Origin of the sequence: Enterobacter sp. WPR_3_1, assembly GCF_003635055.1 — a bacterium.
Classification (GTDB): Bacteria; Pseudomonadota; Gammaproteobacteria; order Enterobacterales; family Enterobacteriaceae; genus Enterobacter; species Enterobacter ludwigii.
The window spans coordinates 435,281-449,806 of sequence record NZ_RBXU01000011.1 but is presented as its reverse complement, the minus strand read 5'-3'; the positions used below and the strand labels follow the sequence as shown (position 1 = coordinate 449,806).

At 59.4% G+C, this 14,526-nt stretch carries 11 protein-coding genes; 4 read left to right on the top strand and 7 right to left on the bottom strand.

The window, feature by feature from the left end:
* Positions 1-7: 7 nt before the first annotated feature.
* The 3 genes from BJ887_RS16230 to BJ887_RS16220 form a co-directional block, all read right to left on the bottom strand.
* On the bottom strand, positions 8-178 hold the full coding sequence (locus BJ887_RS16230) for a hypothetical protein (RefSeq protein WP_154815901.1): 171 nt from the start codon (positions 176-178) through the stop codon (positions 8-10).
* 504 nt (positions 179-682) lie between these two features.
* Positions 683-1,345 (bottom strand): enterobactin synthase subunit EntD, encoded by a 663-nt coding sequence (gene entD, locus BJ887_RS16225; RefSeq protein WP_121340113.1) that lies wholly within the window; start codon positions 1,343-1,345, stop codon positions 683-685.
* A 121-nt stretch (positions 1,346-1,466) separates the two neighbouring features.
* Positions 1,467-3,716 (bottom strand): TonB-dependent siderophore receptor, encoded by a 2,250-nt coding sequence (locus BJ887_RS16220; RefSeq protein WP_020885035.1) that lies wholly within the window; start codon positions 3,714-3,716, stop codon positions 1,467-1,469.
* 251 nt (positions 3,717-3,967) lie between these two features.
* Here BJ887_RS16220 and fes point away from each other — a divergent pair, with 251 nt between their 5' ends.
* From fes to entF, 3 genes are read left to right on the top strand one after another with little or no spacing between them, the layout of a single operon-like run.
* A complete protein-coding gene (fes, locus tag BJ887_RS16215; protein WP_121340128.1) occupies positions 3,968-5,167 on the top strand; it encodes an enterochelin esterase in 1,200 nt (399 codons plus the stop codon).
* Positions 5,168-5,177: 10 nt separating this feature from the next.
* The gene (locus BJ887_RS16210) at positions 5,178-5,390 is read left to right on the top strand and encodes an MbtH family NRPS accessory protein (protein WP_014169063.1); all 213 of its coding nucleotides are present in this window, start codon (positions 5,178-5,180) and stop codon (positions 5,388-5,390) included.
* On the top strand, positions 5,387-9,244 hold the full coding sequence (gene entF / locus BJ887_RS16205; protein WP_121340112.1) for an enterobactin non-ribosomal peptide synthetase EntF: 3,858 nt from the start codon (positions 5,387-5,389) through the stop codon (positions 9,242-9,244). Before BJ887_RS16210 ends, entF begins: the two co-directional genes overlap by 4 nt.
* A gap of 47 nt (positions 9,245-9,291) precedes the next feature.
* Here entF and fepC read toward each other — a convergent pair whose 3' ends face one another.
* From fepC to fepD, 3 genes are read right to left on the bottom strand one after another with little or no spacing between them, the layout of a single operon-like run.
* Positions 9,292-10,092, bottom strand: a complete 801-nt coding sequence (gene fepC, locus BJ887_RS16200) for an iron-enterobactin ABC transporter ATP-binding protein (RefSeq protein ID WP_121340111.1) — start codon at positions 10,090-10,092, stop codon at positions 9,292-9,294.
* Positions 10,089-11,078 carry an iron-enterobactin ABC transporter permease gene (fepG, locus tag BJ887_RS16195; protein ID WP_025204701.1) on the bottom strand — a complete coding sequence of 330 codons (990 nt, stop codon included), beginning with the start codon at positions 11,076-11,078 and terminating at the stop codon, positions 10,089-10,091. The genes fepC and fepG overlap by 4 nt, the downstream gene beginning before the upstream one ends.
* A complete protein-coding gene (fepD, locus tag BJ887_RS16190) occupies positions 11,078-12,082 on the bottom strand; it encodes a Fe(3+)-siderophore ABC transporter permease (protein ID WP_121340110.1) in 1,005 nt (334 codons plus the stop codon). The genes fepG and fepD overlap by 1 nt, the downstream gene beginning before the upstream one ends.
* A 108-nt stretch (positions 12,083-12,190) precedes the next feature.
* Between fepD and entS the strand changes: the two genes are divergently transcribed.
* Complete coding sequence (entS, locus tag BJ887_RS16185) at positions 12,191-13,438, top strand: enterobactin transporter EntS (protein ID WP_014169068.1); 1,248 nt, start codon at positions 12,191-12,193, stop codon at positions 13,436-13,438.
* Positions 13,439-13,482: 44 nt separating this feature from the next.
* Here the strand turns inward: entS and fepB are convergent, their stop codons facing one another.
* Positions 13,483-14,442 (bottom strand): Fe2+-enterobactin ABC transporter substrate-binding protein, encoded by a 960-nt coding sequence (gene fepB, locus BJ887_RS16180; RefSeq protein ID WP_025204698.1) that lies wholly within the window; start codon positions 14,440-14,442, stop codon positions 13,483-13,485.
* Positions 14,443-14,526 lie beyond the last annotated feature (84 nt).

Here is a 14,526-nt window from a genome sequence, read left to right as displayed (position 1 = left end):
TTGGCTTTTAATGATGGCTATCGACGACCGCCATTATTGCCACCGCCGCAGCTTCCGCCGTTACCCCCATTACCGCCATTACCGCCGCGGCCACCATTACCGCCATTGCCGCCATTACAGGTACCACCATTACCACCACTATTGCCATTGCCGTTGCCACTGTGATTACCGTTCCCATTACCGGCACCAATACCGCCGGCCACAATACTCATTTCATTTTGATTTAATTCACGCATTAGACTTTCCTTAGTTATATGAAGTTAAAGTAAAACAGCCTTAACATAATGTTCCTGAAATAAAGAAAATGGAAATGACTTATTTCATCTTTCACGGTTTTTTTATCTTTGGGTTTTTGATCTACCTCTAAGTTTCGTTGCGTAATTCTGTTATGGAAAGCATGGTGGCGAGTTGTGGATTATGTTCTAAAATTAAATTGGTTTTATCTAACTATTAAAAGTAGTAGGAAGGGATAGATTCTCTTAACATTTGCACTCAAGGGGTGTATGTTTCCCACATCGAGATAGGTTGTGAGGTGCTATATTTTTTATACATGATCGTAGGCGTGATAAAGCTGCAAGGATATTTCTTTGTGGTTGGGTTTTATATTAATAATTGTTTTGTTTTCAGTAATGATATTTTATCAAAAGAGTAGGGTGTTGAATTTTTCGGATAAAAGTCAAAACTATTCCTGAACGACGAGTAACGTGCATACGCTTTCGTCCATAATTTGCCATACCAGGTTAAAACACAATCCCTCGTAATAACACCCTATGGGTTGGGCAAGTTTTAATACCAGCGTGTTCTCATTCAATGCACTGACCCGTGCGCATTCAAATCCCATATATTCCCTCACTACAGGGAAAAGCGCTTTAAACAGGCTCTCTTTGGCGCTGAATGCGAGCGTCAATGTAAGCGCGAAAGGCTTGCCCGACTGCAAAAGGCGTGTTTCTTCCTGTGCGTCGATGACACCTTCCTTTATTTCGTGAGCTTCGTTTTCGGAAAGAATGGCTTCCAGATCAATGCCGATTAGCGTATGCGGATAGCGCGCAACCACCGCCATCGCCTGTGTACTGCTGTGGGTAATGCTGCCAGTGATGCCTTCCGGCCAGAGGGGTTCCCCGCTGGGACCGATGCCGGGAACGGCGCGTTCGTTAAACGCTCTGAGTGCGTGGGCGGCGGCGATGCGACCGGCAAGGTGTTCGGTTTTTCGTTTTCGTCCGGCGTCGGTTAGCTGGGCCTGGTGAGGAAGCCAGAGGAGGTCGGCGTCGGTAAAGGTGGTGGGATCGAAGGTAATTTGGTGGACCGTGGTTCCGGCAAGACGAAATGTGGAGTGGGTGGTGCGCATGTTTTCTCGTCCTGACGTTGAGGAATAGAGCGGCCTGATGCCTTCACCCCGATCCTCTCCTGCCGGGAGAGGAAGACATTCAGCCCCTCTCCCGGCAGGAGAGGGGGAGACACAGCCTGTCTTAGAAGTGCGTGTTCACGCTCATAAACCAGGTTCGGCCCGGCTCATTATAGGTGTATGCACCCGCGCCGTACATATACGCACCGGTTGTGGCGTTGCCGGTGGTCTGGGCATTACCTGCGCGCCACTGGCGTTTATCAAAGACGTTATCCACGCCGCCGGTCAGGCTGACGTTTTTGGTCACGTCCCAGGTCGCACTCAGGCCAACGATGCTGTACGGGCTGACTTCGTCTTTCTCAGACCCGGTCACCGGCTGGCCTTTGTAGTTGTACTTCTTCGGCTGCTGCTTGCCGTACCAGGTGAAGGTCGACTGCAGCGACACATCCTGATGTACCTGCCAGCTCAGGGTTGAGTTCAGCGTGTACTCCGGGATGATCGACAGACGGTCGCCGGTCTCCTTGTTCTTACTTTGCAGCATATAGGTGATGTTGTTGGTCCAGTTGATCGTGTCGCTGACCGGCACGTTCAGGGAGCCTTCCAGACCTTCAACCACCGCTTTAGGTACGTTTTCCCACTGGTAAATATCGGTGGTCACTTTACTGGTGGAGGTCTGGCCGACTGGCGCATACCCCGCTTCAATCTTGTTGCGGTAGTCGTTACGGAACCAGGTCACACCCGCCAGCCAGCCGTCGTGTTTCCACTCCAGACCAATCTCTTTGTTGATGCTGGTTTCGGCTTTCAGGTCGTCATTACCCATCATGTAGCAACCCACGCCGTCGGAGCTGGCGTAGCAGCCCTGGCCTTTGCTGTACAACAGATAGTTCGGGTTGGTCTGGTACAGGCTCGGCGCTTTATAGGCGCGGGCGATACCCATCTTCAGTGTAAAGTCGTCACCCAGGCCTTGCGACAGGTTCAGGGACGGGCTCCAGTTGTTACCGACGATCGTATGGTGATCGAAGCGCAGCGCCGGGGTCAGCATGGTGCTGTCCGTCAGCTCCATGTTGTTTTCGGCGAACAGGGAGAAGATCTCCGCCGAGGTATACGGGCTACGATCGTTGCTGAGCCCCGGAATGGTCCCGCCCTGCTGGGTTTGCGAGAAGGAGGTCGAGTCCTTCATGCGCTGCTGGTTCCACTCGGTGCCCAGCGTCAGGTTCTGGTTGACGAGGAAATCAATCGGCAGGTTGATTTCGCTGTGCAGCATCACATCAGCCAGGTCGGTGTCGGTGAATTTATTGCTGTTGAACAATCCTTCCGTACCGCCTGCCAGGCCTTCGCCGAGACGCGAATTGCGGGTGTGCTCGTACTGCGCCCAGTTGCTGGTGGTGATGCCATTATCCCAGCCGCCGTTCCAGGTCACCGCAAAGTTCTGGCGATAGATACGGTTAGTCTCTTTACCGTAGTTTTTCTTCACCAGACCGCTGGAGCTGTTGTCGTTGTTGGTGTTCTGGGTATCACCCGCGTAGAGGTTGTTCTGGCGGCTGTAACCCGCTTCAAACTCCAGGGACTGCATGGGCGCGAAGTCCCAGCGGACCACGCCGTTAATGTCTTTGTTCTCGACCCCTTCACGGCCTGCAGGCAGGGTGTCGGCATAGGTACCGGTACGATCGGACTGGTGACCCTGGTTGATGTCCCACGCATCGGCCTGGGTTTTGTCGAGGTTACCAAACATGCGGAAGCTGAAGTCGCCGCCCAGCGGGCCGCTCAGGCTGAAGTTGGTGCGCTTAGTGGAACCCTCATCCTTATGTTCTGGAGCATTCAGATAGGTGTTCCAGGAGCCATGCCACTGGTTGTCGAATTTTTTGGTGATGATGTTCACCACGCCGCCTGCCGCACCGTTGCCGTAGCGAGCTGCGGCCGGGCCACGAATGACTTCAATGCGTTCAATCATCTCTGGGGGTACCCAGCCGGTGTCACCGCGGGTATCTCGCTCGCCGCGCCAGCCCAGACGGATGGAGTTGCGGCTGGTGACCGGCTTGCCGTCGATCAGGATCAGGGTGTTTTCCGGACCCATACCACGAATATCAATCTGACGGTTATTGCCGCGCTGTCCGCTGGTGGAGTTCCCGGTCAGGTTAACGCCAGGCATGGTGCGGATGATTTCGGCCACGTCACGTGCGGGCGGGTTTTTACGGATTTCATCGGCGGTGATGGTCGATACCCCTGGTGCCTGCAGGTTCTGCTCTGCGGCGGTGATCACCATGGTGTCTTCGTGCTGCGCGTTGGCGGTGTTGTCGTCTGCCAGCGCTGGCATCGCAACGCCGTAAATCCCTAAGTTGACCAGCAAGGCCAGGGAGTGAATCTTCTTATTCATTGTACGTCCTGCTTTTCGCGCCGCATCCCCGGGCTCCATTCCCGAAAGGGAGAGGAGGCGGCATGGTGTCACCCGCAGTTTGCGTAAGCAGCCCCGTCCTCGAGCGCACACAACGCGTGGCATGGTTGTTTTATGAGCGCGCTTCCCACAGCGCGGCCACTACGCTATTGCAAATGCAAATAGTTATCAATAATATTATCAATAAAATTTGTCCTGAAACAAAAAAGACTGATAAACATGAGGTTATACGGGTGACGGGGTTAAAAACGGGAAGTGAAGCCTGGTGGCAGTCGAAAAACGGACCCGAATGGACCCGCGAGAAGGGGCACTATCGCGTCACTTTCTGGTGGCGTGACCCGGCAGGAACGCAAAAAACCTCGCCGCTAAAACGCGTCTGGCTCTACATTACCGGCGTGACCGATCACCATCAAAATGCCCGTCCGCAATCCCTTGAGCGCATTCCTGATACTGACGTCTGGCAGTGGCAGGGCGCGTTCACCCCGCAATGGCGCGGCAGCTACTGTTTTATCCCCTCAGTGAACGAAGATGATTTTGCCGACGCGGTCTTCCACGGCGAGCAACCCGAACGTTTGGCGCTGCGTGAAGGCTGGCGAAAGTTGCTCCCCGCGGCAATGGCCGATCCGTTAAATCCGCAAAGCTGGCGCGGCGGACGCGGGCATCCCGTCTCGGCGCTCGAAATGCCCGAGGCCCCGGTTCAGCCCGGCTGGAACACGCCCGCAACGCCCGGCAACGCGCCCGTCTGCTTTGAATGGGAAAGCGTGCGTCTGAATAACCGCCGCCGGGTGTGGGTTTTCACCACCGGTGAAGACAGCCCGGCGCGGCCGCTTGCCGTACTGCTCGACGGCCAGTTCTGGGCCGAAAGCATGCCCGTGTGGTCTCCGCTAACCGCGCTGACAAACGCGGGCAAATTGCCGCCTGCCGTCTACGTCCTAATCGATGTGATCGACATGGCGCATCGCAATCACGAGTTGCCTTGCAACCCGGATTTCTGGCAGGCGGTGCAGGAGGAACTTCTCCCGCGGGTGAACAGCCGCACTCCGTTCAGCGACCGCGCCGACCGAACGGTAGTCGCGGGTCAAAGCTTTGGCGGCCTCTCTTCACTTTATGCCGGGCTTAACTGGCCCGAGCGCTTTGGCTGCGTATTAAGCCAGTCCGGCTCCTACTGGTGGCCGCACCGTGGCGGTCAGCAGGACGGATTGCTCATCGAACAACTTAAAGCGGGCGACCTCACCGCGCGCGGGCTGCGTATCGTTCTTGAAGCCGGGCGCAATGAGCCGCTCATCTTCCGCGCGAATCAGGCGATCTACGCCGAACTGCACCCGCAGCAACCGGTTATCTGGCGTCAGGTTGACGGCGGACACGACGCGCTTTGCTGGCGCGGTGGGCTGACGCAGGGGCTGATGACCCTCTGGCAGCCGCTTATTCACTAACGGAGTCTGTATGGAATTCAGCAACCCTTTCGATAATCCGCAGGGTCAGTTTGCGATTTTGCGTAACGACCAGGGACAGTACAGTCTGTGGCCGCAGCAGTGCCAGCTGCCGGCGGGCTGGCGCGTGGTCTGTGAAGCACAATCTCAGGAAGCCTGTCAGCAGTGGCTCGCCGACCACTGGCAAACCTTGCAACCGTCGTATTTTGCGGGAGAGAAAGCATGAACCGTCTTCCCCTTGTCGCCGCCCAGCCGGGTATCTGGATGGCGGAGCAGCTTTCCTCCCTGCCAAACGCCTGGAGCGTGGCGCACTACACCGAGCTGAAGGGCAATATTGACGCACCGCTGCTGGCAAAAGCCATTGTTGAAGGGATGAGGCAGGCCGACACCCTGCGCATGCGTTTTGTGCAAGAGAATGGCGAGGTGTGGCAGTGGGTGGATGACGCTATGTCACTGCCTGAACCGTCCGTGGTTAGCGCCGAATCCCATGACGCGGCGATGGCCCTGATGGCGGCGGATTTAAACCAGAACCTGCGCGTGGACAGCGGTCAGCCGCTGGCGTTCCATCAGTTGATTCAGGTAGGCGAAGGGCACTGGTACTGGTATCAGCGATATCATCATCTGGTGGTGGATGGCTTCAGTTTTCCGGCGATTACCCGCCAGATCGCCGCCATTTATCGCGCATGGCAAAACGGCGAGCCTACGCCCGCGTCGCCGTTTACCCCTTTCGCCGAGGTGGTGGAGGAGTGCCGGCGCTATCGCGATAGCGAAGCGTATCAGCGCGACGGGGCGTTCTGGGCGGAGCAGCGTAAGCAGCTTTCTTCCCCAGTCTCGCTGTCGTCGGCACCGCTGCCGGGCCGTGCGGTGACCACCGATATTCTGCGTCTGAAGGTGACGGCTGACCGCCGTGCCTTTACCCGGCTTGCTCAGGCGGCGGGGCCGGTTCAGCGTACCGATCTGGCGCTTGCGCTGGTGGCGCTGTGGATCGGGCGTCTGACCGGACGGCTGGACTACGCCGCCGGGTTTATCTTTATGCGCCGAATGGGATCGGCGGCCTTAACGGCAACCGGTCCGGTGCTGAACGTGCTGCCGCTGGCGGTGAACATTGCCCCGCACGAAAGCCTGCCTGCGCTGGCGCATCGTCTGGCAAATCAGCTGAAAAAAATGCGTCGCCATCAGCGTTATGACGCCGAGCAGATCGTGCGCGACAGCGGACGTGCCACGGGCGATGACGCGCTGTTTGGCCCGGTACTGAACGTCAAGGTGTTTGATTATCAGCTGGATATGGATGGCGTGGACGCCATCACCCATACGCTGGCCACTGGCCCGGTCAATGACCTTGAACTGGCGCTGTTCCCGGACGAGCAGGGCGGCCTGAGTATTGAAATCCTTGCCAATAAGCAGCGCTACGATGAAGCGACGCTAACGCGCCACGTTGCACGCCTGAACGCCATGCTGATGCAGTTTGCTGCCAACCCGGATTTGCGCTGCGGCGAAGCAGAAACCGTTTCAGAGCAGGAATACCAGCAGCTGGCGCGTATCAATGATACCGGGCTGGCGCTACCGTCAACCACGCTGGCTCAGCTGGTGGCAGACCAGGCGGGCAAAACGCCGGATGCCCCCGCGCTTGCTGATGCGCACATCGAACTGAATTACCGCCAGATGCGCGAGCAGGTGGTGGCTCTTGCGACATTACTGCGGGAACGCGGCGTTAAGCCTGGCGACAGCGTGGCGGTAGCCCTGCCGCGCTCGGTGTTTCTTACCCTGGCGCTGCACGGCATCGTGGAGGTGGGCGCCGCGTGGTTGCCGCTGGATACCGGTTACCCGGACGATCGTCTGCGCATGATGCTGGAGGACGCGAAACCGTCCCTGCTGATCGCCTCTGACGATCAGCTTTCACGCTTTAGCGATCTGCCGGTACCTGTATTTAGTTACAACACACTATTACCCCCTGCGGGCAGTGAACCGCTACGGCTGGCAAAGCCGGCGCACACGGCGTACATCATCTTTACCTCAGGCTCAACAGGGCGGCCAAAAGGCGTGATGGTAGGGCATACCGCCATCGTTAACCGCCTGATGTGGATGCAGGATCACTATCCGCTGGACGCGCATGACGTGGTGGCGCAGAAGACGCCGTGCAGTTTTGACGTCTCGGTCTGGGAGTTCTGGTGGCCCTTTATCGCCGGCGCGAAGCTGGTGATGGCCGAGCCGGATGCGCACCGCGATCCGCAGGCGATGCAGAACTTCTTCGCGCATTATGGCGTGACCACGACACACTTTGTGCCGTCGATGCTGGCGGCATTCGTTGCCTCGCTGACGCCGGAAAATGCCGACTGCTGTCAGACCCTGAAGCAGGTGTTCTGCAGCGGGGAAGCGCTGCCGACAGAACTGTGTCGGGAGTGGGAGCACCTTACTCATGTCCCGTTGCATAACCTTTATGGTCCAACGGAAGCGGCGGTGGACGTGAGCTGGTATCCGGCGTCGGGTCCGGAACTGGCGGCGGTGGCGGGCAACAGCGTGCCGATTGGCTTCCCGGTGTGGAATACGGGGCTGCGCATTCTGGATGCGATGATGCGTCCGGTGCCGTTCGGCGTGGCCGGTGACCTCTACCTTACCGGGACCCAGCTTGCGCAGGGGTATCTCGGTCGTCCGGACCTGACCGCCAGCCGCTTCATTGCCGATCCCTTTGCACCTGGCGAGCGGATGTACCGCACCGGTGACGTGGCGCGCTGGCTGGATAACGGCGCGGTGGAATATCTGGGCCGCAGTGACGATCAGCTGAAAATTCGTGGTCAGCGTATCGAACTTGGCGAAATCGATCGTGCGATGCTTTCGCTGCCTGACGTGGCGCAGGCCGTAGCGCACGCGTGCGTCTTTAATCAGGCGGCGGCAACCGGGGGCGATGCCCGACAGCTGGTAGGGTATGTCGTCTCCGGGTCCGGCTTGCCGCTGGACCGCGATGCGCTGCTGCACTCGCTTAAAGCTCAATTGCCGCCCCATATGGTGCCGGTGGTGCTGCTGCAAATCAGTGCGCTGCCGCTCTCTGCCAACGGAAAGCTTGACCGCAAGGCGCTTCCGTTGCCGGAATTGACCCGCAAGACGTCCGGGCGGGCGCCAGAAACAGACGCTGAAGTGGCCGTCGCGCAGGCATTTTCTGCCCTGCTCGGCTGTGAGGTGAACGACATCGAGGCCGATTTCTTCGCCCTCGGCGGTCATTCCCTGCTGGCGATGCGCCTGGCCGCGCAGCTCAGCCGGACGTTTGCCCGCAGGGTCACGCCGGGGCAGATTATGGTGGCCTCAACGGTCAGCATGCTCAGCGCGTTGCTGGATTCATCGATGAATGACGAACAGGCACAGCGTCTGGGCTACGAGACCCTTCTGCCGCTGCGTGAAAGCAACGGTCCGACGCTGTTCTGCTTCCATCCGGCATCCGGCTTTGCCTGGCAGTTTAGCGTGCTGGCGCGCTATCTCAGCCCGCGCTGGTCAATCACCGGCATTCAGTCGCCGCGTCCGGAAGGGCCGATGCAGCAGTGCGCTACGCTGGACGAGGTGATCGAACATCATCTGCAGACGCTGCGCGCGCAACAGCCGCAGGGGCCGTATTATCTGTTCGGCTACTCGCTTGGCGGCACGCTGGCGCAGGGCATTGCGGCCCGTCTGCGCGAGCAGGGGGACGCGGTGGCGTTTCTCGGCTTGCTGGATACCTGGCCGCCGGAAACCCAGAACTGGGCAGAGAAAGAGGCCAATGGTCTCGATCCGGACGTACTGGCAGAAATTGAACGCGAGCGTCAGGCGTTTATCGCCGCGCAGCAGGGGCAAGGCTCTGGCGAGCTCTTTAACGCCATCGAAGGGAATTACGCCGATGCCGTCCGCCTGCTGACAACGGCGCACAGTTCACGGTTCGACGGTAAAGCGACGTTGTTTGTTGCCGGGCGCACGCAAACGCTGGATCCGCAGCAGGCCTGGGCGCCGTGGGTGGGGGAACTGGAGGTTTACAGCCAGGATTGCGCCCACGTGGATATCATTTCACCGCAGGCGTTTGAGACGATAGGACCGGTGCTGAAGGCGATATTGGGGTAGCGGTTTCCCCTCACTCTCACCCTCTCTTCCAGGAGAGGGTGAGGGCATCAGACTGCACGCTTGCCCAACGGCACCACCAGCGGCGTACCGGCCACGGGATCGTCGATAATCATGCAGCGCATGCCGTAGATCTGCGCGATCAGATCCGGCGTCACAATCTCTTTTGGCGTACCCTGCGCCACAATTTCGCCGTCGCGCAACGCAATCAAATGTGTGGCATAGCGGCATGCCTGATTTAAATCATGCAGCACGGCCGCCAGCGTATAGCCCTGCGTGCGGTTCAGCTCGCTCAACAACTCCAGCAGATCGATCTGATGGCTGATATCCAGCCATGTGGTTGGCTCGTCCAGCAGCATGATGGCGGTTTCCTGCGCCAGCACCATCGCAATCCACGCCCGCTGGCGCTGCCCACCGGAGAGCGTATCCACGCTTTGCCGGGCCAGATCGGTAATGCCCGTCGCCTGCATCGCCCGCTTCACCGCCTCATCATCCTCTTTACGCCAGCGAGTAAACAGCGGCTGATGCGGATAGCGCCCACGCGAGACCAGTTCCTGCACCGTGATATCCCCAGGCGTGGTGGCGTTTTGCGCCAGCAGGCCAATACGGCGCGCCACCTCTTTGCTGGCAAAGCGCTGGATCTGCTCACCGTCGAGATACACGCAGCCCTCAACCGGCGTCATCAGGCGGCTGAGGGTGCGCAGCAGGGTCGATTTACCGCAGCCGTTCGGGCCGATAATCGCCGTAAAATGGCCATCCGGGATAGCCACCGTCAGGTCACGGGCAATGATTTTTTTGCCATAGCCGAGGGTTAAGTGTTCGCCGCGCAAGCGGGTTGTACTGTTTGTCATTTCTTGCGTGACTCCTGAACTAACAAGACGATGAGATAAATCCCGCCGAGACTGACGGTCACGACGCCTACCGGAAGTTGATAAGGCATAAATAACCGCTGGGCGCAGAGGTCAGCGGCCAGCAGTAACGCTGCGCCACACAGCGCCGCCTGGGTTAATCCCCAGCGCGCCGTGCCGCTGATGCGCCGGGCAATATGCGGTGCAACCAGCGCGATAAACGAGATCGGCCCGGCGATGGCGGTGGCGGCAGCGGTCAGTAACACCGCCACCAGCATCAGCATCAGGCGCGAGCGCTCAACGCCCACGCCCAGCGCGCAGGCGCTGTCATCGCCCATCTCCAGCAGGCGCATCCGGCGTACCAGCAACACCGCGCCAATAAACATTACGAGGATTAGCGGGGCAGCGGGCCAGGTTTTGCCCCACGTCAGGCCATTGAGTGAACCGGCATACCACAGCCCGGCAGAGAGCGCGGTGTCGAGCGAAGCCTGCAGCAAAAGCCAGGTGTTGAAAGCCATTAACATGGCGCGAATGCCGATACCGATAATGATCAGGCGGAAGGTGTCGATACCGTTGCGCCAGGCCAGCGCCCAGATAATGAGCGCGGTGACAATCCCGCCGGTCATCGCGGTGAACGTGATGGCCGTCAGGTGCTGACCAAACAGCACCATCGCCACCAGCACGCCGCTCCAGGCGCCGGTGTTCAGCCCCATTACGTCCGGGCTGCCAAGCGGGTTGCGCATCAACGACTGAAAAATGGCACCGCTGACGCCGAGCGCCGCGCCCACCAGAATCGCCATCGCCACGCGCGGCAGTCGCCACTCGGTGACCACCAGGGTGACATTGCGCGGCGCACTGCCAAGCAGCGCGTTAAAAACCTGCGCGAAATCGAGCGTGACCGCGCCGCTGCGCAGGCTCCAGACCGCCAGCATCAGAATGACGACGGCCAGCAACGACACGCTGGTGACTAAACGTCGGGACGGGGCCATCATGCGCCACCTCCGCGTTTACGTCGCACGAGGAAGATCAGCACCGGTGCACCGATAAACGCGCTTACCACCGAGACGCGCAGTTCACCAGGCACCAGCAGGCGACCCACAACATCCGCGAACAGCAGCAGGGCAGGGGTAGCAAGCAGCGTGACCGGCAGCGACCAGCGGTGATCGGCACCCACCAGCCAGCGTGCCATGTGGGGCATCATCAGGCCGATAAAAGCAATGGGGCCGACTACCGCAGTTGCGCTGCCGCACAGTACGGTGATCGCGACAAGACCCGTTAGCTGCGTACGCGCCACGCGGTTGCCGAGCGCGGTTGCGGTGTCGCTCCCGAGGCTCAGGCTGTTGAGCGCACGGCTTAAACACAGCGCGACGGCGGCGGCAATGACGACCGGGATCACCACCACTTTTAAGGTTGCCAGGGTGCGGATATCCAGCGAACCGGCCTGCCAGAAGCGCAGCTGGTCGTAAACATCCGGGTTAAGCAGGGCGATGCCGTTGGATAACCCTTCCAGCACGGCGGCGAGCGCCACGCCCGCCAGCGTCAGGCGTACCGGACTCAGCTGTCCGCCACCCTGGCTACCGGTAAACGCCACCACCAGCGATGCCGCCAGCGCGCCGCAGAAGGCCATCACCAGTTGTTCAGACGGAGAGGTAAAACCGAAGAGCGCCGCGCCAAGCACAATCGCAAAGCTGGCACCGCTGTTTACCCCAAGAATACCGGGGTCGGCCAGCGGGTTACGGGTGAGCGTTTGCATTAAGGCACCGGCAAGACCCAGCGCCCCTCCTGCCAGCAGTCCGGCAAGGGTACGGGGAAGGCGGGCATCAAGCACGATGGTGCAGTCGGCGCTCTGACAGCTGCCAGTGAACGCATCGACAATAACGGACGCGGGCAGCGGCTTCGCGCCGACCAGCAAACTGAGTGCAATCGCAAGGATTAACAGTAGCAATAACACAGGCACGGCAACGGCGCGCACCGCGGAAGAGGAAAACGACATAGCAACATCCATGATTTGATAATGATAGTGATTATCGTTATCTATCTTATTTGGCTATGTTAGCATGTGCGCCAATGGAATTGGTAGAAATACACTCAAGGCCTTGTCATGAATCAAAAATCCTGGCTGCTCAACCTCAGCCTGCTGAAGACGCACCCCGCATACCGCGCTGTCTTTATCGCCCGTTTTATCTCCATCCTCTCCCTCGGCCTGCTTGGCGTTGCCGTGCCGGTGCAGATCCAGTCCATGACCCACTCCAGCTGGCTGGTGGGGCTTTCGGTCACCTTAACCGGTGGGGCGATGTTTATCGGCCTGATGGTGGGCGGCGTGCTGGCGGACCGGTATGAGCGTAAAAAACTGATCCTGCTGGCACGCGGCACGTGCGGCGTAGGCTTTATCGGGCTGTGTCTGAACGCCATGCTGCCGGAGCCGTCACTGATTGCCATTTACGCCCTCGGTCTGTGGGACGGTTTTTTTGCGTCACTCGGCGTCACGGCGCTGCTGGCAGCCACGCCCGCGCTGGTCGGGCGCGAAAACCTGATGCAGGCGGGGGCAATCACCATGCTGACCGTGCGCCTCGGGTCGGTAATTTCACCGATGGTCGGTGGCCTGCTGCTGGCGACCGGCAACGTGGCATGGAACTATGGGCTGGCGGCGGCGGGCACCTTTATCACTACGCTCACGCTCCTGCGTTTGCCGCGTCTGCCGCCTCCGCCACAGCCGCGCGAACATCCGCTGACATCACTGATGGCCGCGATCCGTTTTCTGTTCAGCAATCCGTTGATAGGTGGCATTGCGCTGCTCGGCGGTCTGCTGACGATGGCCAGCGCCGTACGCGTGCTTTACCCGGCGCTGGCGGGCGTGTGGCAGATGAGCGCGTCGGAAATCGGCGTGCTGTACGCGGCTATTCCGCTCGGCGCGGCATGCGGCGCGTTGACCAGCGGTAACCTGGCGCAGAGTGCGCGTCCCGGGCTGATCATGCTGTTGGCTACCCTGGCGTCGTTTATTGCGATTGGTTTCTTCAGCCTGATGCCGGTATGGGCACTGGGCGTAATGTGCCTGGTGATTTTTGGCTGGCTAAGCGCCATCAGTTCATTGCTGCAGTACACCCTGATTCAGACCCAGACACCGGAAGGGATGCTGGGGCGTATCAACGGTCTGTGGACCGCACAGAACGTGACGGGCGATGCCATTGGCGCGGCTATCCTCGGCGGGCTGGGGGCGATAATGACCCCGGTGGCTTCAGCGAGCAGCAGCGGCTTTGTCCTGGCTATGCTGGGAGTGATATTGCTGGTGGTCCTGGTTGAGCTGCGTCGGTTCAGGCAGGAGGTTGTGTTGAACGACAGTGCGGCCTGACGCGTTCACACCGGCCCTCTCACCGAGAGGGCCGGGTTAGCCTCTTACCTGAACTGTGCGTCTAAACGCTGCAGTACCCGCATTGCACTGTAATAATCCAGGCGGAACGTCTCTGTTCCCAGTGCCCAGACGCGCTTGTTCTGCACGGCTGGAAGGTGCGCCAGCAGCGGATTGGCGTAAATCGCATCCACATCTTTCTGATCACCGGCAAACAGGAACAGCCCTTCGCCGTTCAGCCCGGTAGCCAGATTTTCCCCGCCTAACTGAATAATATCGTGACGTTGACCCTGGCTTTTTGAGGTGTGCAATCCGGCAGGCAGTTCAGCCAGCGTAAAGCCCAGCTGCTGTAATAACTGGCCCTGAGCGGATTCCGTCGTCCACAGGTTTGCCGAGTGTGCGGCGGCGGTGTAGACGATGGCGTTCACCGGCTGCGGCGGTAATGTCATCTGCTGTTTCACCTGGGCAAGCTGCTTATCAAACGCGGCGATGCGCTCGGCGGCCTGTTTTTCCTGACCCGTGATTGTGCCGAGCTGTTTTAGCAGCGCCTGCCAGCTTTTGTCGTCGTAGTTAATAACAAGCGTCGGCGCGATAGCTGAAAGCTGATCATACAACGCCAGCGCCGAATCCCCGCCGGTGGCGCTGATCAAAATCAGGTCCGGCATCTGGGCGGCCACCGCTTCGGCGCTCGGCTCGCCAATGTACAGACGCGCAAGCTGACGCTGTTTTGCAATATCGCCCCACTGGCGCAGGAATCCCTGCGCATCCGCCACGCGATTGTTGGGCGTGGTGGCGCCGCTGGCAATAACCGGCGCGTCAATCGCCAGCAGGGAGCCGGTCAGGGTCACGCTGGTGGAGACGATGCGCGTCGGTTTGTGCTCAAGCGTATGCACGCCGCGGCTGTCTGTCACTTGACGCGGCCAGTCGGCGGCAAGCGCTGAGGTAAGTCCTAAAACAAAAAGTCCGATGAAAAGCAGGGGATTACGGCAGACGGCAAGACATTTCACAACGTGGCATCCTGTTTCTGTTGAAGTTAATGCTTCTCATTTTCATGTCTGCGACGACGGGATGCAAGCGTTACCCGAAGAAGA

Coding starts and splice junctions, on each gene's coding strand:
- fepG (WP_025204701.1), bottom strand. CDS start 11,078: ATGGCCCCGTCCCGACGTTTAGTCACCAGCGTGTCGTTGCTGGCCGTC.
- fepC (WP_121340111.1), bottom strand. CDS start 10,092: ATGACAAACAGTACAACCCGCTTGCGCGGCGAACACTTAACCCTCGGC.
- entD (WP_121340113.1), bottom strand. CDS start 1,345: ATGCGCACCACCCACTCCACATTTCGTCTTGCCGGAACCACGGTCCAC.
- BJ887_RS16210 (WP_014169063.1), top strand. CDS start 5,178: ATGGAATTCAGCAACCCTTTCGATAATCCGCAGGGTCAGTTTGCGATT.
- fepD (WP_121340110.1), bottom strand. CDS start 12,082: ATGTCGTTTTCCTCTTCCGCGGTGCGCGCCGTTGCCGTGCCTGTGTTA.
- entS (WP_014169068.1), top strand. CDS start 12,191: ATGAATCAAAAATCCTGGCTGCTCAACCTCAGCCTGCTGAAGACGCAC.
- BJ887_RS16220 (WP_020885035.1), bottom strand. CDS start 3,716: ATGAATAAGAAGATTCACTCCCTGGCCTTGCTGGTCAACTTAGGGATT.
- entF (WP_121340112.1), top strand. CDS start 5,387: ATGAACCGTCTTCCCCTTGTCGCCGCCCAGCCGGGTATCTGGATGGCG.
- BJ887_RS16230 (WP_154815901.1), bottom strand. CDS start 178: ATGGGAACGGTAATCACAGTGGCAACGGCAATGGCAATAGTGGTGGTA.